Source organism: Chryseomicrobium aureum (assembly GCF_016909155.1).
Classification (GTDB): Bacteria; Bacillota; Bacilli; order Bacillales_A; family Planococcaceae; genus Chryseomicrobium; species Chryseomicrobium aureum.
The window spans coordinates 40,955-63,133 of sequence record NZ_JAFBFG010000012.1 but is presented as its reverse complement, the minus strand read 5'-3'; the positions used below and the strand labels follow the sequence as shown (position 1 = coordinate 63,133).

Annotated in this window: 20 protein-coding genes, 1 pseudogene and 1 riboswitch; of the genes and pseudogenes, 8 read left to right on the top strand and 13 right to left on the bottom strand. The window is 41.9% G+C overall.

What is annotated here, in order from left to right:
• Nucleotides 1-4: 4 nt before the first annotated feature.
• Nucleotides 5-1,051, top strand: a complete 1,047-nt coding sequence (locus JOD03_RS09400; RefSeq protein ID WP_204590581.1) for a YkvI family membrane protein — start codon at nt 5-7, stop codon at nt 1,049-1,051.
• Nucleotides 1,052-1,126: 75 nt separating this feature from the next.
• Here the strand turns inward: JOD03_RS09400 and JOD03_RS09395 are convergent, their stop codons facing one another.
• On the bottom strand, nt 1,127-2,215 hold the full coding sequence (locus JOD03_RS09395) for a CapA family protein (RefSeq protein ID WP_204590580.1): 1,089 nt from the start codon (nt 2,213-2,215) through the stop codon (nt 1,127-1,129).
• A 168-nt stretch (nt 2,216-2,383) separates the two neighbouring features.
• Nucleotides 2,384-2,430: riboswitch (PreQ1 riboswitch) on the top strand.
• A 96-nt stretch (nt 2,431-2,526) separates the two neighbouring features.
• Between JOD03_RS09395 and queF the strand changes: the two genes are divergently transcribed.
• From queF to JOD03_RS09375, 4 genes are all read left to right on the top strand, one after another.
• Nucleotides 2,527-3,027: a preQ(1) synthase gene (gene queF / locus JOD03_RS09390; RefSeq protein ID WP_204590579.1), complete on the top strand. Its 501-nt coding sequence runs from the start codon at nt 2,527-2,529 to the stop codon at nt 3,025-3,027.
• Nucleotides 3,028-3,038: 11 nt separating this feature from the next.
• Complete coding sequence (locus tag JOD03_RS09385; protein ID WP_204590578.1) at nt 3,039-3,671, top strand: queuosine precursor transporter; 633 nt, start codon at nt 3,039-3,041, stop codon at nt 3,669-3,671.
• 76 nt (nt 3,672-3,747) lie between these two features.
• Nucleotides 3,748-4,467 (top strand): class I SAM-dependent methyltransferase, encoded by a 720-nt coding sequence (locus JOD03_RS09380; RefSeq protein WP_204590577.1) that lies wholly within the window; start codon nt 3,748-3,750, stop codon nt 4,465-4,467.
• Between the two features lie 62 nt (nt 4,468-4,529).
• The gene (locus JOD03_RS09375; protein ID WP_204590576.1) at nt 4,530-5,729 is read left to right on the top strand and encodes an MFS transporter; all 1,200 of its coding nucleotides are present in this window, start codon (nt 4,530-4,532) and stop codon (nt 5,727-5,729) included.
• 39 nt (nt 5,730-5,768) lie between these two features.
• Here the strand turns inward: JOD03_RS09375 and JOD03_RS09370 are convergent, their stop codons facing one another.
• Nucleotides 5,769-7,661: a sensor domain-containing phosphodiesterase gene (locus JOD03_RS09370; RefSeq protein ID WP_204590575.1), complete on the bottom strand. Its 1,893-nt coding sequence runs from the start codon at nt 7,659-7,661 to the stop codon at nt 5,769-5,771.
• 208 nt (nt 7,662-7,869) lie between these two features.
• Here JOD03_RS09370 and JOD03_RS09365 point away from each other — a divergent pair, with 208 nt between their 5' ends.
• Nucleotides 7,870-8,730, top strand: a complete 861-nt coding sequence (locus JOD03_RS09365) for a DegV family protein (RefSeq protein ID WP_204590574.1) — start codon at nt 7,870-7,872, stop codon at nt 8,728-8,730.
• A 1-nt stretch (nt 8,731) separates the two neighbouring features.
• Here the strand turns inward: JOD03_RS09365 and JOD03_RS09360 are convergent, their stop codons facing one another.
• From JOD03_RS09360 to JOD03_RS09335, 6 genes are all read right to left on the bottom strand, one after another.
• Nucleotides 8,732-9,646, bottom strand: coding sequence for a GAF domain-containing protein (locus tag JOD03_RS09360; RefSeq protein ID WP_204590573.1), 915 nt, complete (start codon nt 9,644-9,646; stop codon nt 8,732-8,734).
• Nucleotides 9,647-9,766: 120 nt separating this feature from the next.
• Nucleotides 9,767-11,293 carry a tripartite tricarboxylate transporter permease gene (locus JOD03_RS09355; RefSeq protein WP_204590572.1) on the bottom strand — a complete coding sequence of 509 codons (1,527 nt, stop codon included), beginning with the start codon at nt 11,291-11,293 and terminating at the stop codon, nt 9,767-9,769.
• 14 nt (nt 11,294-11,307) lie between these two features.
• Nucleotides 11,308-11,763 carry a tripartite tricarboxylate transporter TctB family protein gene (locus JOD03_RS09350; RefSeq protein ID WP_204590571.1) on the bottom strand — a complete coding sequence of 152 codons (456 nt, stop codon included), beginning with the start codon at nt 11,761-11,763 and terminating at the stop codon, nt 11,308-11,310.
• A gap of 55 nt (nt 11,764-11,818) precedes the next feature.
• The gene (locus JOD03_RS09345) at nt 11,819-12,850 is read right to left on the bottom strand and encodes a tripartite tricarboxylate transporter substrate binding protein (protein WP_094942552.1); all 1,032 of its coding nucleotides are present in this window, start codon (nt 12,848-12,850) and stop codon (nt 11,819-11,821) included.
• A 170-nt stretch (nt 12,851-13,020) separates the two neighbouring features.
• Complete coding sequence (locus tag JOD03_RS09340; protein ID WP_204590569.1) at nt 13,021-13,698, bottom strand: response regulator; 678 nt, start codon at nt 13,696-13,698, stop codon at nt 13,021-13,023.
• Nucleotides 13,682-15,286: an ATP-binding protein gene (locus tag JOD03_RS09335; RefSeq protein ID WP_204590568.1), complete on the bottom strand. Its 1,605-nt coding sequence runs from the start codon at nt 15,284-15,286 to the stop codon at nt 13,682-13,684. The genes JOD03_RS09340 and JOD03_RS09335 overlap by 17 nt, the downstream gene beginning before the upstream one ends.
• Nucleotides 15,287-15,388: 102 nt before the next feature.
• Between JOD03_RS09335 and JOD03_RS09330 the strand changes: the two genes are divergently transcribed.
• A complete protein-coding gene (locus tag JOD03_RS09330; protein ID WP_204590567.1) occupies nt 15,389-16,252 on the top strand; it encodes a DegV family protein in 864 nt (287 codons plus the stop codon).
• A gap of 129 nt (nt 16,253-16,381) precedes the next feature.
• Here the strand turns inward: JOD03_RS09330 and nadA (JOD03_RS09325) are convergent.
• The 4 genes and pseudogenes from nadA (JOD03_RS09325) to JOD03_RS09310 all read right to left on the bottom strand — a co-directional run.
• A pseudogene (nadA, locus tag JOD03_RS09325) lies at nt 16,382-16,636 on the bottom strand (quinolinate synthase NadA); the annotation flags it as partial.
• Between the two features lie 358 nt (nt 16,637-16,994).
• Nucleotides 16,995-18,101, bottom strand: coding sequence for a quinolinate synthase NadA (gene nadA / locus JOD03_RS09320; RefSeq protein ID WP_204590566.1), 1,107 nt, complete (start codon nt 18,099-18,101; stop codon nt 16,995-16,997).
• Nucleotides 18,098-18,949, bottom strand: a complete 852-nt coding sequence (nadC, locus tag JOD03_RS09315; protein ID WP_204590565.1) for a carboxylating nicotinate-nucleotide diphosphorylase — start codon at nt 18,947-18,949, stop codon at nt 18,098-18,100. Before nadC ends, nadA (JOD03_RS09320) begins: the two co-directional genes overlap by 4 nt.
• Nucleotides 18,930-20,447, bottom strand: a complete 1,518-nt coding sequence (locus JOD03_RS09310; RefSeq protein WP_204590564.1) for an L-aspartate oxidase — start codon at nt 20,445-20,447, stop codon at nt 18,930-18,932. The genes nadC and JOD03_RS09310 overlap by 20 nt, the downstream gene beginning before the upstream one ends.
• A gap of 81 nt (nt 20,448-20,528) precedes the next feature.
• Here JOD03_RS09310 and JOD03_RS09305 point away from each other — a divergent pair, with 81 nt between their 5' ends.
• Nucleotides 20,529-21,656, top strand: a complete 1,128-nt coding sequence (locus JOD03_RS09305; RefSeq protein ID WP_420837248.1) for an IscS subfamily cysteine desulfurase — start codon at nt 20,529-20,531, stop codon at nt 21,654-21,656.
• A gap of 9 nt (nt 21,657-21,665) precedes the next feature.
• Here JOD03_RS09305 and JOD03_RS09300 read toward each other — a convergent pair whose 3' ends face one another.
• Complete coding sequence (locus JOD03_RS09300) at nt 21,666-22,100, bottom strand: contact-dependent growth inhibition system immunity protein (RefSeq protein ID WP_204590562.1); 435 nt, start codon at nt 22,098-22,100, stop codon at nt 21,666-21,668.
• Between the last annotated feature and the right edge of the window lie 79 nt (nt 22,101-22,179).

The window sequence follows — 22,179 nt, the reverse complement described above, 5'->3', positions numbered from 1 at the left end:
TTTTATGAAACGAAGTTTACAGATGGCTGGCGCGTTCGTCGGATTAATTGTGGGAGCGGGATTTGCTTCTGGTCAAGAAATCCTACAGTATTTTACGAGTTTTGGTATATGGGGGATAGCAGGAGGAGTTGTAGCGACAGCACTGTTTGCATTTCTCGGGATGACACTTGCGCAGCTTGGATCTCAATTACAAACTACTTCACATAAAGGAGTTATTTATCACATAGGTGGCCGTTATTTAGGACTTGCACTGGATGTACTCATTACATTCTTCTTGTTCGGTGTAGCCGTGGTTATGTTTGCAGGGGCAGGTTCTACATTTGAACAAGTCTTCGGGTTAGATGCTCGCATTGGAAGCATCATCATGGTCGTTTTAACAATTCTAACTCTATTACTGAACCTGAAAAGCATTTTAAATGTCATTGCCTCTATCACGCCGTATTTATTGCTAGTGATTTTAGTCATTCTTGGGTATTCACTAGTAACGATGGATTTATCGATTGCTGAAGCAAATGCAATTGCTGTAGAACAATCTTCAGCAGCAGGGAACTGGTTCCTTGGGGCATTGCTTTACGTTTCGTATAATATCGCTTGCGGGGCTGCACTCTTGATTGTGATGGGTGGGGCGGAAAAAGATCGTCGTGTAGCAGGAATTGGTGGTGCATTAGGTGGGGCATTACTTGGACTGATGATCATCTTAGTGAATGTAACTTTGTTTGTGAAAGTGGACACAATCGCTGGTGTTGATTTGCCGACACTTGAACTTGCAACGCAGATTCATCCAGTAGTGGGGATTTTGATGGCAATCGCTTTACTTGCCATGATTTATAATACTGCAGTCGGGATGTTTTATTCGTTCACAGTTCGATTTATTCAGCCGGACCATAAATCATTCAAGTATGTGATTGTATTCGTGGGTATAGCAGGCTACGTAGCAAGTTTAGTTGGATTTACGACTCTTGTGAGTAAAGTATATTCAACAGTTGGTTACCTAGGCTTTGCCCTCATGGCTACCATTATCGTCGCATGGGTTCGAGAACGAAAGAAATAATTTATCAAGTTCCTAGGGATGATTTCACTACGCAAGGAAATTCGCGTTTTGAAACCTTCCCTGGGAACTTTTCAATTACTCATAAAGAGGTACGCCGATATGATTTGTCCAAAAGCTTGCTTGAGACTCTGGCATAGGGTTTACAACAACACGGTCGGGAGTAAATGTCACCTCTGTTGGATAAAAAGAAGGCTCAATAGCTAGAATGTCGTCGCCATCTGTTTCAACAGACAGAACGGCAACGCCGCCATAATTGGTGTTTTCAATTGTCTGCCCACTAAAGAAGTTTCCAAGGGAATAGAAGATATGTGTTTTTTTATCGCCAGATTCCATTACTTCATAAGGTTGTAGAACATGCGGATGTCCACCAAAAATGATATCTGCTCCTGCCTGGTGTGCAATCGTTGCTAAGTAATTTTGTTCCTCATTTTCCTCTAATTCGTATTCAGTTCCCCAGTGCATAAGTGCAATTACAAGATCTACTTCCGCATCCAAGTCACGAATATCACTTTGAATTTTTGCTACATCGATAAGATCTACAAGATAGGGTTGGTCGGCTGGCACGATGTGTCCATTTAGCCCATATGTATAGGAAACAACCCCGATTGTAAGCGCATCTACTTCAAAGATGCGTTTCGTGGCAGCGTCTTTTTCAGATGCATAAGCGCCGACATAGGGTAAATCCCGCGCTTGTAAATTTGCAAGCGATTGGCGCAATCCGGCTGCTCGTTTATCAAGAGTGTGATTGTTCGAGACCATGACTAAGTCGGACCCGAGATCAACTAACCCATCGACAATTGTGTCAGTACTATTAAAATTTGGATAGCCAGAAAGCTCAAATGCTTCCCCAGCTGCTAGAGACTCTAAATTGATCAAGAAGAAGTCCAATGATTGGGTCATTTCTCGGACACCACTGAAGGATGGACGGTAATCTTCATAATTGTTTAGATCTTTATGCAACAAGACATCCCCAGCCATTCCAATGGTTACTGTGCGAGTAGTAAGTTCGAAATTTTGAGAAGAACGGTCGATAGGATGAAAAGTGAGCTCATAGGAAAAGGTAGGAAGCAAAAGCTCTTGAACTTTTTGATAACCAATTGAATATGCAATAACACTGATAACAATGAGCAAACTTGCCCAAGCAGTCCATGAGAACCACTTCATAGTAATCAACTCTCTTCCATTTCATTGCTTTAATCATAATAAATACTAGGTACACTGTATAGGAAAAAATATCTAATAATTTTTAATATGAGAATGAGAGAGTTGAAAAAATACATTCTAAACTAATCGGAATTTTGATATACTGAGAAAGTAAATAAACCTGCTTGTGCAGGAGAGGTTCATAGCGGACACCCTCTATAAAAAACTATGGATACATGTCACTTCGCCATGTCCATTCCGGGCATGGCTTTTTGTATGCATTCGTATTTTTTTCCTCTCTTGAACAAGTACATTTCAAGGAGGATTTTTTTATGTCAGGACGAACACACGAACAAGGATTAGAGGAGCTTACATTGCTCGGAAATCAAGGTACTAAGTATCCACAAGATTACGCACCAGAAGTATTAGAGGCGGTCGACAGTCTGCACGCAAATCGGGACTACTTTGTGAAATTCAATGCACCGGAGTTTACTAGTCTCTGCCCAATTACAGGTCAACCAGACTTTGCCACGATGTATATTTCTTATATTCCAGATCAAAAGATCGTCGAGAGTAAGTCATTAAAATTGTATCTATTCAGCTTCCGTAATCATGGGGATTTCCATGAAGATTGTGTAAATATCATCATGAATGATTTAATCACTCTACTTAACCCTCGATACATTGAAGTGTGGGGCAAATTTACACCACGTGGTGGAATTTCGATTGACCCATGGTGCAACTACGGACGCTCAGGTACAAAATATGAAGAGATGGCATTCCACCGTTTAATGAATCACGATCTCTATCCTGAAAAAGTGGATAACCGGTAGGAGGTCGCGGCATGTTACTTTATCTAAATGGATTATTTGTAGGCCTGCTGATTCTTGCAAACATTGTGGCAGTTAAATTGTTTTCAATCGGAGAATTTGCGATTTTGCCTGCAGCCGTCGTGATCTATATCTTTACCTACCCAATTATTGATGTCATTGTCGAGGTGTACGGGAAAGAACAAGCTAAGCAGACGGTTCGCGCTGGTCTCGTCACGCAACTTGCTGCAATTCTTTTTATCGGCATCACAATTGCCTTACCCTCCGCATCGTTTTGGGAAGGCCAGTTAGCGTTTGAGGAGATTTTAAGTGGCAGTATCCGTATTATTGTAGCTAGTTTGATTTCATATTTCATCAGTACAAATTTGGATGTCTATGTGTTTGATAAGCTGAAAAAGCGTCATGGTGCAAAGAAATTGTGGCTTCGAAATAATGCGTCTACAATGGCTAGTCAATTACTCGACACAACTATTTTTATTACGATTGCATTTGCAGGAACGGTTCCGGTAGGAGTTCTTATCGGAATGATTGCAACACAATATGTTGTAAAGTTTTTTGCATCAATTGCTACTACGCCATTAGTTTATGGAGTGGTGTATGGGATACGAAAAGGTATAAAGCAACAAAAAGTCATTGCTGTGTCGTAAGTATTTAGCTCCCCAAAAAATGGGGAGTTTTTTTCATGCTATGATGGAGTCAAAACAAATGCACTGAGGTGAAGAAATGACCTACATACCCCATCATTACGCAAACTTACTACTCCATCAATTACCTGCTCTAAAGACGCAGCCTCAAATTTTAGATGTCGGATGTGGAGAAGGATGGTTGACAAGACAACTTAGTAAAACCTATCCGGGTGCAACTATAACGGGCACTGACAAAGACTATAAAAAAATTCAAAAATGTCGCTATGAGGCATCTAATCAAAATCTGTCTATCCACTATCAGATTCTCAACCATGATCAGTCAAAGTTGGCTTTAGAAGAATCCTATGATTTGATTTGTTGTCATAATGTGCTGGCACATTCACAAAATCCACAACAGCTCATACAAAAGCTTGCCAATCAACTAAATCAGGGAGGAACACTCTCCATCATTTCAGAAAATCCAGCTGCAAAAGCGCTCGAAGAAAATTTTCGGGCATTGTCGCCAACTGCTGATATACAGTTAGAAACTATAGGAAAGATCTATGATCTACATGTAGAACAAGTGAAAGAGAGAGTTCAAAAAAGCTCAGATTTGCGCATACTCTATCCTCTGGAAGATTTATTGCATTGGAGCAATCAACTAGGAAAGAGATATGACGTAGAAGTAAAAGGGCTTAGCTATATAATGGACTATTTAGATGAATCGTATCACTGGCTAGAAGAAGAAGTCGCGCTACAAAACAATACTACTTTCTTTTCCTACTTCTATCACATTCTTTTGAAAAAACTATCGTAACAAATGCATCACTAGTGTAAGGTAAATAAGAAACTACTTCGTACAGAATAGGAAAGAAAAACATGAGAGAAAATATTTACAAGAGGACTTTATGGATAGTAGTCTTATCCCAAATATTTGGGGGAGCTGGACTTGCGGCAGGAATAACTGTTGGAGCTTTGATTGCGAGGGATTTATTTGGGCTCACGACACTGACGGGTGTTCCAGCAGCGCTCTTTACACTGGGTTCGGCCGCTACCGCTTTTACTATAGGACGACTGACACAAAAGATTGGACGCCGCATTGGACTTAGTATCGGTTTCTTCTTAGGAGCGTTAGGGGCGATAGGCGTTATCATTGGGACGACGTTGGAATGGATCCCTTTATTTTTTGTAGCATTATTTATATATGGTGCTGGGACAGCAACAAACCTTCAAGCACGTTATGCGGGAACAGACCTTGCACTTCCGACACAACGAGGAAAAGCTGTAAGTATTGCACTTGTTTCGACTACACTAGGTGCAGTCGCAGGACCAAATTTAGTGGGACCGATGGGACGAGTAGCAGAATCCCTCTCGCTTCCTACATTAACAGGTCCGTTTATTTTGGCGGCCAGTGCATACTTCATTGCAGGTTTGATACTATTTATTGGTTTAAAACCAGACCCATTTCTCCTTGCAAAAGAACTTGCTAAAACACAACAACCAACGGCTACGAGCCTTCTAGAGGTCACTTCAAAAAAAGGAGTTATTCTAGCAGCTCTAGTTCTCGTCATTACACAGTTTGTAATGGTAGCTATTATGACGATGACACCTATTCATATGGAAGGACACGGTGCCGCAATTGGTGCGGTCGGACTTGTCATCAGTCTTCATGTCGCCGCCATGTATCTACCTTCACTCATTACCGGAGTGCTTGTAGATAAAATCGGCCGCTCTCCAATGATCATTGCAGCTAGTGTGACTTTAGGAATAACAGGAATTCTTACACTTCAAGCTGCTGGAGACAGTTTAGTTGAGATGGTGATTCCTCTTGTTTTGTTAGGTCTTGGTTGGAACTTTGGCTTGATTGCTGGGACATCCCTTCTCATCGACTCGACGAGTATAGAGGTGCGGGCAAAGTATCAGGGGACGATTGATGTGCTTGTGGCAATTGCTGGAACGCTAGGGAGCCTAGTTTCTGGAATTATAGTGGGACTCACAAGTTATGCACATCTTGGTATTGTAGGTATGAGTATGGCTTTACTGCTACTACCTATACTTATACTTTATTATAGAAAATAACTTGTATTGATAAATGGTTTGTAAAAGAAGCGCTCACAACTAGTGGGCGCTTCTTTCATGTAACCAAGTTTTCAATTGGTTGGTATCTAATGGGCGACTATATAGATAGCCTTGAATCGTTTCACATCCGAGCTGAGAAAGAAGATGCAGTTGATTTTCTGTTTCGACTCCTTCGACTACAACACGTAAGTCTAAAAGGTTCGCCAAGTCTAGGATGGATTTCACAATACCTAAGCTTTTTTTATTGCTCTCGATATCTAAAATAAATTGCCGATCAATTTTGATCTCATCGATAGTAAAATGCTGCAAGTAGATAAACGCAGAAAATCCTGTACCAAAGTCATCGATACTAATTTTAAATCCTAGAGCATGGAGTTCGGCTATCCGACTTTGCGCAGCTAAATAATCGCCCATCGCAACATTTTCTGTTATCTCAATAATGACGTCAGAAGATTTCACGTTATATTTGAGTAAACAAAGTTCTAAATGAGGAATCAGTTTTTCGTGTAAAAAATGTCGTGGTGAAACATTAATTGAAATGCTACATTGGTCAATTCCTTGGTCTCTCCACTGTTCTAGTTGGTAAAATACGCGGTCAATGACCCATTCACCAATCGGTAAGATAAGGCCGGTCGATTCTGCATGCTGGATAAAGTCGATAGGAGGAATAATTCCTTTTTCGGGATGCTGCCAACGTATTAACGCTTCAAAGCCTTCAACTTCTCCAGTGCGTGCATTCACTTGCGGTTGGTAATACAAACTGAACTGTTGCATATCCAACCCTTTTCTAAGGTTAAATTCAGTATCGAACAGAATTTGGCTGGCCTCTTTCATAAATGGATTATATAAAGAGGAAATACTTTGAGTGCTTAACTTTTTTCCATAGCTAAGTGCAATTTGCGCATTTTGCAAACACTCTTTTACGCTAGTCCCATGAATTGGATAGGTCGCACTTCCATAACTGTACGAAACATACACTTCTTGACCTTTGATGATATAAGGTTTTTTCAATTGGATTAACAGGTCGTCTAAAGGCGTAGCAAGGAAACTTGGAACAAATAGTACGAAGTGGTCCATCGCCAATCTAGCTACATGGGACGGGTTTGGGAAGAGTGCAGTCAATCGATCGGCAATCTGTTGAAGCACCTGATCGCCACCATCAAATCCCAATACTTCTTGAATAGTCACAAACTGATCGATCACTAAATAAATAAACTTTCCATCTTCAGAATTTGTAAGGATAGAAGCAACCGTCTGTTCAAATCCATTTTGATTCATGAGTCCCGTAGTTTGGTCTACGTAAGCTAGATGTTTCATTCGTTCTTCGGTCTCGATTCGGTAAATACGTTCATATAAAAAAGCAACCATATCAGCAAGTGTGCCCACTAAAGTTTGATCTAACTCTGACCAATGCCTTTTCGACAATGTCTCGCAGCATAACACCCCGCCTATACCCGTACTCATCATAATGGGGGCGTCTAACATGGACTGTATACCCCCCCATGGCCTGGAAGTATTGGGGGTACATCTCTCACGCTCAACTTGGATAAGTTCTGCTATCGTCTGACAGGCATGCTCAATAGTCTCACGTAATAATTCTTTAGTGATGGTCCGTGATTGTGCGAGTTCGAACAACTTCATTTGTTGTTCACGCATTGTCGATTCAAGTTCAAGAAGAGACTTTAAGGATTTCTCTTGTAGAGACTTAAGAACCGCAAATAAATCCCCAGAGGGTGTTTTAGTAATTTCTACTTCATAGGCTATTTCTTGAATTGAAAAGGTGAACGATGAATTTTCATTTGTTTTATGCTTTTCCATGAACTGTTCTTTTTGCTCATTGGTAAGTAATGAAATGATATTCGTAGTATCGATTAGTGGATGAAAATCGAGGGTGCTAGGGTCGATAAGAATAACTGCAATGGTTTGCCCCATGAATACCCCTCCTCCGTTTCAAGTGATTATCATAAAGATACCATGTTCGACGTTTTTTAACAGTATGAATAGTTTAGAAACTTTACTAAATGCTAAAAATCACAAATAATTCACAACTACATCAAGTTTATATGACAGTTGTCACTAATAATGAAACACGAAATCGCTTACACTAATAGGAAATACGTAAAGGTGGCAACTTATTTTTATGAAATTAATGGCAGATTCGACGTGTGATTTATCACAAGACGTCATCACAGCTTATGAGATTGATATTATTCCTTTAACTGTAACGATAGAGGGTACGGATTATAAAGATCGATTAGACATTACAACAGATCAATATTTTGAAAAGCTTCAAGCGGGTAGCGAAGCAGCATCTACAGGTGCTCCGAGCCCATCGCTATATGTCGAATTCTTTGAGAAAGCGATACGAGACGGACATTCAGAAATTCTATGTATCTGTATGTCGAGTGGTACGAGTGCTTCGTATCAATCTGGTGAACTCGGCCGTACTCAGTTTTTTGAAGAGAATCCTGAATCGGAAGTAAAGATTCACGTGGTCGATTCAAAATCGATGAGTCATGGAAGTGGTTGGCTTGTCATGAAAAGTTCAGAGCTAGAAAAAGAAGGTCATTCTTTTGAAGACATCGTGACATTTGTAGAATCACATAAAACTAAAGTAAAGCATTTCTTATCAGTGGACGACTTGAGTCATTTGATTCGAAGTGGGCGCATTTCAGGCGCGAGTGCACTTATTGGAAAGTTGTTAAACATTAAGCCAATCATGTCAATGAAGCAAGGCAAAGGTGCAGTGGTTGCAAAAGAGCGTGGCCGAAATCGAGTACTGAAGCATTATGTGGATGAGTTTTCGAAACGAAATGATTCTACGAACACAACATTTTTGTTAATTGGCTATACGACGGATCGCCAAGTAGCGCTTGACTTACAGACAAAAATTCAAGCCGAAACGACGTTCTCTGGCGATATTTATATTATGCAAATGGGTGTTGCGGTCGCAACGCATGTAGGTCCTGGTGGGCTTTCGATGTTCTTTATGGAGAAGTAAATTATAAAAATGGACTGCTACGATTCTTTTTGAGTCGTTGCAGTCTTTTTTTTGCGGGTAGTGAGGGGTTTGTTTCGGGTGACAGGCACCATATGGGAACTGCTGGTAAATGGTGACAGGCACCGAGAATAAATAGTTTCCATAATATGACTTCGGTAGAAGAAAAGTCACTTTCGGTAGAATAAATTGTGGTTAGTGTAGAATAAATCAAGCATTTATCCGATGAACGACCGCTCAGGATGGGTGACAGGCACCATATGGGAACTGCTGGTAAATGGTGACAGGCACCGAGAATGCCCCCCATCCCTTCAAAGTAAGATGGGTACATCTCGGCAACTCTAGGGTCCGTCGCTACATCATGAATAGCTAATGACCGCGCACTTTGAACCGCTTCAAAATAAGTAGGGTAGTGGATGTCATCGACTTTGTCTCCGACTAGATGTTCCGCATAACGCGCGTCGTAAATATTTTGTGCTTCAAGAATCGATTGAGAGGTATTGAATAACCAAATACCAACTCGCTCCACTTGAATTAATTGAGCGATGGTCTCACAAGCACTCTCTATTGTTTCTTTTAACGATTCTTTAGTGATTGTTCTTGATTTCGCGAGCTCAAATAATTTCATCTGTTGGTTTCGCATTGTAGATTCAATCTCAAATAAAGAACGAAGAGCTTTTTCTTCGTGTGCCGTAAACACAGCAAAATGGTTTCCGCTCGGTGTAGTACCCATCACAATTTCGTATAACCCATGGTGAAGAACAAGTTGAAACGGACTGAAATCTGATGTGTTACTTTTATCCCAAATGATAGATTCTTCATCTTCTGTTAGGTGTGAAAATAGTGAAGACCGATCTAGGAGAGGACTGAGTAGCTTTTTGGACCGATCAATATGCAATACGGCAATCGTTTGCCCCATTTTTGCCCCTCCTTCGATTATTATTCGTATCATAAAGATGCCATATTCACGAATTACAAGCATGAGTTTTTTTCAAACAAATGTAAAAAAATCCAATCACAAAATGTGACTGGATAAAAATTAAGCTTCTTCGCTAATAATTACGTTTTTTCCTCGCATACGTAGGATCAATGGAACTACTAGCCATAGCAATGTAACAATCAAGAAAGTTAAAGATAACGGATTTGTAATGAAGATACTAAAATCTCCATTTGAAATTGTCAAAGCACGACGCATATTGTTTTCAATCATTGGTCCTAGTACTAATGCAAGCACTAATGGAGCTAGCGGATAATCATGTTTCGCCAGTAAGTAACCAAAGACACCACAGCCAATAAGTAGCAGCAGGTCAAACGTAGTGTACTGTACGGCATAGACACCGAATACAGAAATCGCAATGATTAAAGGTAACAGATACTTTTTCGGTGTTTCAATGATTTTCGCGAAAATTCGCACCATCGGCATGTTCAAGATCAATAGCATCAAGTTCCCTAGGAACATACTTGCAATCAAGCCCCAAGCGACTTGAGGGTGTTCTTCAAATAACAATGGGCCTGGCTGAATGTTGTACATAATGAATGCACCCATCAAGATGGCTGTTGTACCTGAACCCGGAATCCCTAGTGTCAAGAGAGGAATCATGGCCCCGCCAGAAGCGGCATTGTTGGCTGATTCTGGACCGGCAACTCCAGCGATATTTCCTTTACCAAATGAGTCCGGATCCTTACTTAATTTCTTCTCGGAAATATAAGAGAAGAAGGAAGCGAGCGTCGCTCCTGCGCCAGGGAGAACACCAAGGAAAAATCCTAAAATTGAAGAACGTCCGATTGGTCCCGCACTTTGTTTCAAGTCTGATTTTGTTGGGAGAATTCGCGTGATCTTAGCTACAGGTTCATCGTGAGTCTCTTTTTCAAAGATCGTCTTAAATACTTCACCAAGTGCAAAGAGCCCTACAGCTATCGTTAAGAACTCAATTCCACTAAAAAGGATAGGGGAGTCGTATGTAAAACGAGCGATACCAGAGACTGCATCGATTCCAATCGTTCCAAGCATTAGACCGACCACCGTCATAATCAAAGCTTTCGTCACAGATTTCCCTGCGAGTCCACTTACAGCAGCCAAACCTAATAGCATCAGGGAAAAGTAATCAGCTGGACCAAAGTCAATTGCGATTTTTGAAAGGGGCTGTGCAAGAAGCACCAGTCCAATCAATGACACAATACCAGCAACGAATGAACCAATAGCTGAAATCGCAAGTGCTGCACCAGCACGCCCCTGGCGAGCCATCTGATACCCATCTAATGTTGTCACAACAGAAGACGATTCACCGGGTGTATTTAGTAAGATAGATGTAGTAGATCCTCCATACATGGCTCCGTAGTACACACCTGCAAGCAGAATGATCGAGCTTGTAGCTGCCATTTCGACTGGTAGACCAGATGTTAGAGTAGCTGTGATAGGGATGAGTAGTGCCACACCACTCATCGGTCCAATACCAGGGAGGACGCCAACAGCTGTTCCGATTATTACACCGAGAAGTGCAAAAAGAATATTGTGCCACTGAAAAGCAACTAAAAATCCGTTGAGTAAATAATCAATTGTTCCCATCTTGTATCACCGTCCTAAATCGGGAATCCTGGTAAAGATCCACCTAAAATGTTTACATAGCCGTAATAAATGATTCCTGAAAAAGCCGCTGCTATTAGTAAAGAGGGGAGCCATTTACCACGCTCCAGCGTTTGAAATGCAATAACTAAAAAGACAAATGTTGTGATTACATAGCCAAGCGGTTCTAATAAAAGGACGTAGCCAATGGCTGCCCCTAAAATGATCAAGAAACGTTTGTATTGAGGAGAGTCAGATTCGTCTCCAGCTGTTTTGACAGATTTTGCTTTAAAACTTTGAACTATAAGTAGTGCACTTAAAACTATGAGTGAAGCACCCAATCCCATAGGGAAGATTTTTGGTCCAACTGAAGACCCGTAAGCACTGTCCGAGATTTTAAGGGCTTCTGTAAAGAACAGAACACCGATGATAAAAAATACGATGCTTGCTATTCGGTCAAAACGTAGCGTCATAGCGTAATACCTCCATAAATGACGGGTGCGAGCATTTTCATGCCCGCACCGTGTCTTATTTCTGCATATCTAATGCTGTTAAAATTTCAGTGATGACTTGTTCTTGCTCTTCTAAGAAAGCAGTGAAGTCTTCTCCAGCACGGTATTCATCAGCCCAGCCGTTGCGCTCAAGCTCGGCTTTCCATTCTTCGCTTTTCACCATTTCATCCAGTTTTTCTTCCCAATAGGCTTTAGCGGTTTCCGACATGTTCTTCGGTCCGAACAACCCACGCCAGATTGTGAATTCTGCATCAATTCCTAAGTCATAAAGTGTTGGAACATCTTCAAGTCCTTCAAGATCCAATTTTTCAGGAGATGTGACAGCTAGGACACGAACGTCACCGCTCTTCACATACGAAGTGACAGTTGATACATCTGTCCCAATAGCATCTGCATTCGATCCAAGTAGGGCTGCCATCGCTTCGCCGCCACCATCATAAGAAACATACTTTGCAGATTTTGGATCAATGCCATATTCATAGGCAGGTAAGATGGTTAGTAAATGGTCCATAGAACCTGGAGCAGAACCACCTGCTAAAGTGATGGATGTTGGATCTTCTTTAATAGCATCGAGTAGGTCAGTCAATGTCTCGTAAGGTGAATCTTCCTTTACAACGATGGCTCCGAAATCTTTAGTTAACTGAGCTAGTGGTGTTGTATCTTTATAGCCATAAGGGCTGTTTCCTTCAGCTTTTAAGTTGTTGATTAAAATAGGTGGTGATTTCACCATTAACATGTGGTCGTTTTCCGCTTCTTTTGTAGCGTACGTTGCCATGAAGACGGCACCTCCGCCACCCGGTTGGTTTTCAACTGTGATGGCTTTATCGATCAGTTTCGTTTCGTTCATGACTTTACTGATGGCACGAGCTGTTAGATCCCATCCGCCACCTGCACCAGAAGGCGCAACAATTGTTAAATTATTCTTAGGATAGTCAGCTGGTTCTTTGCCAGAAGCTGCGTTCTCCCCATTTGAACAGGCTGCTAAGCTGACAAGTAGTGCGGCACTCGCCGCTAGTGTTGCAAGTTTTTTTCCAAGTTTCATTGTCATTTCCCCCTTTTTGTAAAGCGCTTTCATTTGCTTTAGGTAAGAGTAAATGATTTTTAGAAAATTGAATATATTTGAAACATACTCTCCATTTTTATCGTTTTGTGCATTTTGTTCAATTTTGTTCATGAAAAAACCCCTCTCCTTCACATGAGGAAGGAAAGGGGAGAGGTCTATTTTAAGAAATAACGACGTTCTGGTCGGCCGACAGAGCCATAGACTTGTTCGACAAGAAGAGTGTTTTCAGTCACTAAGTGCTCTAAATAGCGCCTTGCAGTAGAGCGGCTCATGCCTAGTTCCGCACCTAATCGTTCTGCCGTAATGCCGTCAGGATGTTTTGAGATGACGCTAGACACTTTTTCACGAGTCAGGCGATCAATACCTTTAGGAGCGGCTTCCATATCGGGTTGTGAGGTCTTCTTAAACAACTGTCGGATTTGAGATTCCGTAAATTCCGTTGTCGAGGTTAGCAACTGCTTTTTTTCTTTATAGCTGGTTAAACTATCGGTGAACGACTGCATGGTGACGGGTTTCAGTAGATAATCTTCTATGCCAGCAGCGTAAGCTTTGCGAACTACATCTACTTCAGTTGCAGCTGTTATCAAAATTACATCAGTATAGGGGTACAACTGCTTCACATAATCTACAAACTGAGTTCCTAGGTCATCAGGTAAATAAACATCGACTAAAACGAGTTGCGGTTGCAACTCATCCATCCACATCTTCGCTTCTTCAACAGTGTGAGCGATTCCTACTGCAGTAAAGCCATCGACTGAAGCTACAAACTTTTCATGAATCCGTGCAATTCGTGGATCATCTTCCACAATCAGCACTTCAATGGGACGTGTCATCAGGTACATCCTCCTTTGGAATGGCAAGTACAAATAGTGCACCACCAAGATCTCCGTTTTCTAAAGAGAGGGTGGCGTTTAATAAAGCTACATTTTCCTGCACAATCGCTAAGCCGTAGCCACGTGTCTTCGCATCTTTTGTAGATTGTTTCCCTTTTAATAGTTCGGGAAGTCTAGCTACATCGATTCCTTCCCCTGAATCTTCTATCTCTACAACCAATTCTTTCTCTGTATCTTTCACATATATTCGTACTTTACGGTCTTTGAGAGGGAGTTTTTCAACCGCTTCAAACGCATTGGATACTAAGTTACTGATAACCGGAAGGAGGAGATGCTTTTCAATTGACGAAGGGAGCACGCCGCAGTCACTGTCTTCATCTAATTCTAAGTCAACCTTAAGTTCTCTCGCACGGTTATAAAATCCAATTACCATAGCACTGATGTAAGGTTCTTGGATGTGACGAGAAATGAATGTGATCAATGATGCATTTTCTGTCTGTTGTTGGTGGATAAGGTCAACTGCTTCCTCATATTCTTGAAGCTGGAGTAATCCTGAAATCATATACAAGAAGTTTTGATGTTCATGTGTCTGTGCGCGTAAAGACTCTGAATACTGCTTGGTTTGTGCAAGTTCTTCTGCAATCGTATCAATATCCTCTATTTTGCGGAAGCTAGCAATCGCTCCAGTTACTTCTCCGTTTCGTACTATAGGAATTCGGTTGACCAGTGTCTCATTGCCACCAACCACCATGACTTTATCGAGTTCCGTTTGTCCAGATTTCATAATATCGAGAAGTCTTGTATTAGGAATGACTTCTTGGATTTCTAGACCTTGAATCGAAGTCTTTCCAGGAAAGAAGGCATCGGCCGCTGGATTACTCAAGACAATTTGGCCAGATGTGTCTGTAACGATGATGGCCTCTCGAATCGATGCAAGAAGAGCATTCCTCTGAGTTAACAAGGACACAATTTCTTCTGGTTCATAATCAAGCAATTGATGTTTGATGCGACGAGTCAAAAATTGTGAAATTCCCATTGCTACAAGAGCTGCAATCGCAAATATTAAGACCAAATATTTGGCGTACTGAAGATTAGTCTGAAAGACCGTGTCTTGTAAAAACCCCACGGAAACTACTCCGATGATGGTCCCTTTGTCATCAATAACAGGTGCTTTTCCTCGTATAGCTCTACCGAGTGTTCCAGTGGCTTCAGAAATATAAGATTGCCCTTCTAGAAGTGCCTTGTCGTTATCTTCACCGACCATCTTCTGGCCGATTCGCTCTTTAATAGGATGCGCGTAGCGGATCTCATTTTCATCTCCAATGACGACATACTGGGCCTTGACCTCTTGTTGGATGTCGAGAGCAAGTTGTTGAATTTCAGGGGTGGATTCGGGTAGTTGCAAAGCTCGAATGACGTCTGGGTGTTGGGCTGTGGTTTCTGCAATATTTAACGCGCGTTCTCCAATTTCTTGTTTCACACTATGGGCCATGACGAAGTAGGATGCTGTAATAACAAGGATAACTACAGTGATGGTGAGAGCAAGCATATACTTCATGATTCGAAACTGTAAAGTAGTGTTCTTCATAATTTAATATAACTCCTTCATTATTCATGACAGATGTCACTAACAACTACTAACGAAATCGCTTACACTGATTAGAACTGCAAAAAAAGGTGGTACCTAACTATGATGAAATTACTAGCTGACTCTACATGTGATATTTCTCAAGATGTGCTGACATCTTATTCTATTGATCTTATCCCTTTAACAGTAACCATAGAAGGAACAGATTATCAAGACCGGATTGATATTACGACAGACAGTTATTTTCAAAAACTACAAGCGGGAAGCGAGCAGGCGTCTACGGGTGCACCAAGTCCAAGACTGTATGCTGACGTGTTTCAAAAAGCAGTAAATGACGGACACAAAGAAATTTTATGTATCTGTATGTCTAGTGGAACAAGCACTTCGTATCAATCTGGAGAATTAGGGAAATCACAATTTTTAGAGGAGCATCCTGAATCGGATGTGAAAATCCATATTCTAGACTCTAAGTCTATGAGCCATGGAAGTGGTTGGTTGCTCATGAAGAGCGCTCAGATGAGAGACAATGGCTACTCATTTGAAGATATTGTCCACTTCGTAGAGACTCATAAAACAAAAGTGAAACATTATCTTTCTGTAGATGATCTGAGTCATTTGATTCGTAGTGGTCGGATCTCAGGAGCGAGCGCAGTTATAGGCAAACTGCTGAATATTAAGCCAATCATGTCCATGAAAGATGGAAAAGGTGCGGTCGTTGCCAAAGAACGGGGACGCAACCGTGTTTTCAAACATTATATCGAAGAGTTTTCAAAGCGAATTGACACGGAGCAAACAAACTTCGTGTTAATAGGGTATACGACGGTCCGTCAAGTAGCCCTTGATTTGCAAGACAAATTGCGGTCGGAAACGACATTTACTGGCGATATTTATATTATGCAGATGGGCGTGGCCGTTGCAACACATGTTGGACCAGGCGGTTTGTCGTTGTTCTTTATGGAAAAGTAAAGTTGAGGTAGGTAGGGGGAGGACTGAGCGGTCGTTCTTCGACAAGTTTAGGGTTTTCTTCTGCATATTCCGGAGTTTCTTCTACAATACAAAAACTCGCGTTCCCAAAAAGGACGCGAGTTTTTTCAATTAGCCAAGATGATGCCACATTCGCTCCAGTGCTAGTTTGGCGTTATGTTGCGTGTCTTGATCCGCTTTAATAGGATTCACTATACGCCCTTCCACCAATTCTTCTAATACCCACGTTAAGTGAGGCAAGTCAATTCGGTTCATCGTCAGACACGGACACATAAACGGATTCAGTGACACAATGTCGAGATGTGGATTGTCGGCAATCAAGCGGTTCACGAGATTCATCTCCGTACCGATTGCCCATTTAGAACCAGCTGTCTCGGGTGACAGGCACCATATGGGAACTGCTGGTAAATGGTGACAGGCACCGGGAATAAATAGTTTCCATAATATGACTTCGGTAGAAGAAAAGTCACTTTCGGTAGAATAAATTGTGGTTAGTGTAGAATAAATCAAGCATTTATCCGATGAACGACCGCTCAGGATGGGTGACAGGCACCGAGAATAGAATACATCTTAAAGTCGGAGTTTCTAGAGCGGCGTTCTACACATCTAAATGGAATCGAGTTCCGAACGCCAGAAACACACTCCGGAATCAGCCGCACCCGCAAAGGCTGAAGAGCGCCTTCCCGGGCACGTCTGATTTCCTCGGAGTTTCTAGAGCGGCGTTCTACACATCTAAATGTTTCCACATCCGCTCAAGTGCAATCTTCGAATATTCGGCTGTTTCTGCGTCAACCTTAATTGGATTGACCACATTGCCTTCAACTAGCTCCTCCAACACCCACGTAAGATGAGGAAGGTCGATTCTATTCATTGTCAAACACGGGCACATAAATGGGTTGAGTGACACGATATCCAAATGGGGGTTATCTGCAATCAAGCGATTGACTAAATTCATCTCAGTTCCAATCGCCCATTTAGAACCATCCGGCGCTTGATTGATTTGGTCAATAATATAACTCGTAGATCCGTTATCATCAGATGCTGTTACTACTTCATGCGTACACTCAGGGTGTACGAGAATTCTTCGGTCTGGTTCATTTTTGCGCAAGTTTTCCACATGCTTCGGTAAAAAATTCATATGCACCGAACAATGGCCTTTCCACAAGATGACTTGAACATCTTCTAGTGCACATAAAGCTTCTAAACGATTTGCAATTGGATCCCAGATGGCCATGTGCTCGAGTGGGATTCCTAGGTCAGCTGCTGTATTGCGACCTAGATGTTGATCGGGTAAAAAAAGTAATCGTTGTTTCTGAGTAAATGCCCATTTCACCATCTTGTGGGCATTAGAGGAGGTGACAGTAGCTCCGCCATACTTCCCAACAAACGATTTAATCGCAGCAGTCGAATTGACATAGGTGAGTGGCAATATTGTATCGTCAAACAGCTCCTGTAAGTGTGTCCAAGCACGTTCGGTTTGAGAAATTGTTGCCATGTCCGCCATTGAACAACCCGCACGCATATCCGGTAAGATTACATTTTGGTCCGGAGATGTTAAGATATCTGCAGTTTCTGCCATGAAGTGAACACCGCAGAAAATAATGGTTTCTGCAGTTTGCTCAGCAGCGATTTGTGATAACTGCAAAGAATCACCTGTAGCATCAGCAAATTGAATGACTTCATCTTTTTGATAATGGTGCCCGAGAATATAGACACGATCTTGAAGTTTTTCACGGGCAGCACGTGCGCGCTTCTTTAATTCTTCAGTAGAGAGTGTTGTATACTGCGCAGGGAGTGAGCTGGTCTCTGTAAGAAGCGATAAAATACTCATTTCATTACCTCCTTATGTGATGAAGTGACATTTAGACTTAAATCCAGTTGTTTTACGCTATGCGTGAGTGCGCCCATTGAAATCAAGTCAACACCGGTTTCGCCATATGCACGTAGTGTCTCAATAGTAATTCCACCGGATGCTTCTGTTAAAATAGTTTCTGGAACGAGTTGTACCCACTGTTTGATTGTTTCAGGGGATTGGTTGTCAATCATAATAACATCGGGTTCTGCTTCAATTGCCTCTATCAACTGTTCCTTAGTTTCAATCTCCACTTCTACTTTCACAAGAGGACCTACGAATTGACGTGCTTTTTGCACCGCAAGTGTAATCGATCCACAAGCCGCAATATGGTTATCTTTTAACATTACTGCATCGTATAAACCATTACGATGATTTTTCCCACCACCAACCCGGACGGCATACTTTTCAAATATACGTAGCCCTGCAGTCGTTTTCCGAGTATCGACAAGTTGGGCAGGTGTTCCGGCAAGTTGTTCTGCACAGTGACTTGTAAAGGTTGCCACTGAACACATGCGCTGCACCAAATTCAACAATACACGCTCCCCAGACAACAAGGAGTGAGTGGGTCCAGTTAGCTCTACTAAACTATCGCCACTATGGAAGGGTTCTCCCTCTTTTTTATGTAGAGTGACCTTCACGTTTTGATCCAGCAGACCAAATCCTATTTCAAAAATAAACAATCCACAGGCAATTCCCTCTTCTTTTGCGCGGACAAAAGCAGTAGAGTGATGTACACTGTCAAAAACACGGCTAGATAGATCATCTTCTCCTATATCTTCAATAAAAAATTGGCGTAGCCTTTCTTCAATGATGAATCGATTCATAGTAGACCCTCTCTTTCAACTGACTAGAATTTCTCGTTTCAATCCACTTCTGATTTCCTTCGTGAACAATAACCTTGTGGTTCCATTCGTCTTGTGTAGATGGGAAGTCTATTCGAAAATGGGCGCCCCGACTTTCTTTACGCAGGGATATAGACTGAGCAAGTAAAGAGCTCGTAGTATAGCGATGTAGTAAATCAATGGTGTGAACGGGCACATTGGCTAAGTCCCATTGTTGAAGTGGGAGTGAGTTGGCATATGTCTCACTTGATTCGTCTCGCAAAATTCCACAGTAATGCACTAAAGACTCTTGAGAAAAATCTTTGTTTCGTATTTCTGTGGGTGGCTCTGGGAGTTTGCTCACTCTTATTCCAGTCATGGGTGCGCTAGTTGATTGAATATCCTTAGCTACTCTATAGCCCATCACAATACACTCGAGCAGCGAATTGCTCGCTAAACGATTGCCTCCATGTAAACCTGTACAAGCCACTTCTCCCAAAGCGTACAGTCCAGGAATACTAGTACGTCCACCTAGATCCGTTTGAATACCTCCCATATGGAAGTGGACACCAGGACGAACAGCTATGCGCTGTTGGTCTTTAAAAACTTGCTTCGCAGTTGGAAAGCGCTCCGAAAATTTCTCCACCTGTTTTCGATCTAGAAAAACCGGAAGTTGGTTTCGCCAGTGATAATCAATCAAGCGAGCGGTCACATCACGAGGTCCAAGGGGATTGATGGCAAGAGGAGTGCCTTCTTGATCAGTGAAAATTGCGCCTGCTCCTCGTAATGCTTCAGTTACCAATCCTTTAGTTCCTTGCTTGTCTACTGCGATAGTAGGGTGAAATTGAATGAATTCTAAATCGGTCAGTCGAGCACCTGCATGATAGGCAAGTGATAACCCCGTACCTTTAGCTGCGGAAGAATTCGACGTAACTCCAAAAAGTTCACCGATTCCACCGGTAGCCAATACAACTGTAGTGGCGTATAGAGTTTTTACTTGATGCTGCTCCGTGACGATGCGAACACCCTTGCAAGTTCCATCTTCCATAACAAGTGAGTGGGCCGAAGCTATCATTCTTTTAACAGACTGTGTAGCGGTAGTAGCTTTCTTCATCCAAAACTTCCCGGTCCGATCTCCTCCTGCATGAAGCACTCGATGATGGGAATGCGCGGCTTCTTTACCTAGCGCCAGATCTCCATCTGAAGTGAGGTCAACTGGAAATCCTTCATTAAGTAGACTTCGGACTAAACGTTCACCGTCTTCAATAATTTCCTTTGCAGCCAAACCATCCACATGTTTTGAGCCGACAAGAAGCGTATCTTGAAGATGGAAAGAAGGTGCATCACTCTCGCCGAGCGGAGCGGCGATACCACCTTGCGCAAGCCAACTATTTCCTTTCGTAAACGAATCCGAGATAATCACAACATTTAGTGTAGATGAAAGGTTTTTTGCTAGCATAAGCCCCGCTAAACCGCCACCAACTATACAAACATCAACCATAAAATTTACACCTACTTTACAAGTGTCTTGACACCTATTATGAACCCAGGCAAAATGAAAGACAAGTTCGAATCGAAGGTTGTGAAAAAGTTGAACTATTTTGATTATGCTGCGACAGCCCCTATGCGAGAAGAAGCACTTACAAGTTATGTAGAAGCAGCGCGAAAATTTTATGGCAATACTCAAAGTCTTCATGACGTCGGAAGTGCAGCACAACGAGTGCTCCAGAAATGCAAGCATATATGGGCTGATCATTTACAGGTAAGCCCTGATAGTGTTTTCTTCACGGGATCAGCTACAGAAGGAAATCAGTTGGCTATTCGGTCACTCGTAAAAGGGAAGCAAGGAACGATTTTAGTAAGTCCGCTTGAACATGCGAGCATTTTAACGGTTGTTCATGAATTGAAGAGTGAGGGCTTTGCTTTAGAATGGTTGCCTTTAACTGAACGCGGTGTTGTGGATTTGCAAAAAACGAATGACATGCTTAGTGACGAGGTGATTTTAGTAGTATGTCAGTGGGTGAATTCCGAAACAGGAATTCTACAACCTATAGAAGAGATACTGTCACTTGTTAAGGGAAAATCGATACCCGTTCATTGTGATGCGGTGCAAGGGTTCGGAAAATGTACATTGACTGGTTGGCAACAGGACGTTGCGAGTTTTGTTATTTCGGGCCATAAGTTCGGGGGACCCAAAGGGTGCGGCGTTTGTTTGATCAATCCAGACTTTCATTGGAGCTCTGTATATCCCGGCACAACGCATCAATTTGGATTTCGAGCAGGCACAGTGGATATTCCTTCTATAGTAGCTACAACAGAAGCGGCATTTATCTCGCTAAAGGAACAACATGATCTCTATGCAAATGTGCAAAAGCTCCATATGAGAGTGGTTAATGCTCTGCCTGAGACTGTGGAATATGTTGGGCAAGGGACAACTAAATCACCTTTTATAGTGGGATTGTTAGGCTTTGGCGTGGACGGACAACATACCATGTTAGAAGCAAACAGACACGGAATTTCCATCTCAACCGGAAGTGCATGCAAAGTGGGGCACGGAGAGGCGATGTCTACGCTAAGCGCTCTAGGCTACGAAGAAGATGTTGCGCGGCAATTTGTGCGAATTTCATTCGGGTATTTAACTACTGAGAGAGAAGTGGAGAATTTAATAAAGTGGATTCGTTCCTATAAAGTAGAAAGAGACCTCAGATGAGGTCTCTTTCTACTTTAATTGATTCGACAATGTTTCTAAAGCATAGAAATAATTCTTCTTTTCAATTTCGCTTTTCCAGTGATAATTTTCGGCGACTTTAAAAGTCGAGAGCATCGTCAAAAACTCAGTCATCTGATGATTGCTTTTTGGGTGGTTCTTCCAAAATTCTTCAGTGAAATTGTAAGCAACTGTTTGTAGTAGCTCGCCATCTTCTAAAGTACCAGCCATAGGATCTTCATATAGACGGTGGAGAGATTCAAATAATGTAAATTCAGGTAAGATGCCAAGTGAAATCAACTCACAAAGATCCTGAGTTGATAAGTGACACAACTGCTGATGCTCAATTGATTTAAACCAAAGTAAATGTGCATTAGTCGAAAACAGTGAAGAAGGGGCCGTACTTTTTTCGTGTTGCAAATCATACAATGTATGCGTTCTATGCATCGTACATTCCTCCCTTTGTATTCAATTGATTCAGATTTCATGCAATGGTATCTATTTTCCCGAAAAGAGTCAAGTATAA

Coding starts and splice junctions, on each gene's coding strand:
- JOD03_RS09335 (WP_204590568.1), bottom strand. CDS start 15,286: ATGAAGAACACTACTTTACAGTTTCGAATCATGAAGTATATGCTTGCT.
- queF (WP_204590579.1), top strand. CDS start 2,527: ATGTCAGGACGAACACACGAACAAGGATTAGAGGAGCTTACATTGCTC.
- JOD03_RS09300 (WP_204590562.1), bottom strand. CDS start 22,100: ATGCATAGAACGCATACATTGTATGATTTGCAACACGAAAAAAGTACG.
- JOD03_RS09310 (WP_204590564.1), bottom strand. CDS start 20,447: ATGGTTGATGTTTGTATAGTTGGTGGCGGTTTAGCGGGGCTTATGCTA.
- nadC (WP_204590565.1), bottom strand. CDS start 18,949: ATGAATCGATTCATCATTGAAGAAAGGCTACGCCAATTTTTTATTGAA.
- JOD03_RS09350 (WP_204590571.1), bottom strand. CDS start 11,763: ATGACGCTACGTTTTGACCGAATAGCAAGCATCGTATTTTTTATCATC.
- JOD03_RS09365 (WP_204590574.1), top strand. CDS start 7,870: ATGAAATTAATGGCAGATTCGACGTGTGATTTATCACAAGACGTCATC.
- JOD03_RS09355 (WP_204590572.1), bottom strand. CDS start 11,293: ATGGGAACAATTGATTATTTACTCAACGGATTTTTAGTTGCTTTTCAG.
- JOD03_RS09330 (WP_204590567.1), top strand. CDS start 15,389: ATGATGAAATTACTAGCTGACTCTACATGTGATATTTCTCAAGATGTG.
- JOD03_RS09400 (WP_204590581.1), top strand. CDS start 5: ATGAAACGAAGTTTACAGATGGCTGGCGCGTTCGTCGGATTAATTGTG.
- nadA (WP_204590566.1), bottom strand. CDS start 18,101: ATGAGTATTTTATCGCTTCTTACAGAGACCAGCTCACTCCCTGCGCAG.
- JOD03_RS09370 (WP_204590575.1), bottom strand. CDS start 7,661: ATGGGGCAAACCATTGCAGTTATTCTTATCGACCCTAGCACCCTCGAT.
- JOD03_RS09360 (WP_204590573.1), bottom strand. CDS start 9,646: ATGGGGCAAACGATTGCCGTATTGCATATTGATCGGTCCAAAAAGCTA.
- JOD03_RS09345 (WP_094942552.1), bottom strand. CDS start 12,850: ATGACAATGAAACTTGGAAAAAAACTTGCAACACTAGCGGCGAGTGCC.
- JOD03_RS09375 (WP_204590576.1), top strand. CDS start 4,530: ATGAGAGAAAATATTTACAAGAGGACTTTATGGATAGTAGTCTTATCC.
- JOD03_RS09340 (WP_204590569.1), bottom strand. CDS start 13,698: ATGACACGTCCCATTGAAGTGCTGATTGTGGAAGATGATCCACGAATT.
- JOD03_RS09395 (WP_204590580.1), bottom strand. CDS start 2,215: ATGAAGTGGTTCTCATGGACTGCTTGGGCAAGTTTGCTCATTGTTATC.
- JOD03_RS09385 (WP_204590578.1), top strand. CDS start 3,039: ATGTTACTTTATCTAAATGGATTATTTGTAGGCCTGCTGATTCTTGCA.
- JOD03_RS09380 (WP_204590577.1), top strand. CDS start 3,748: ATGACCTACATACCCCATCATTACGCAAACTTACTACTCCATCAATTA.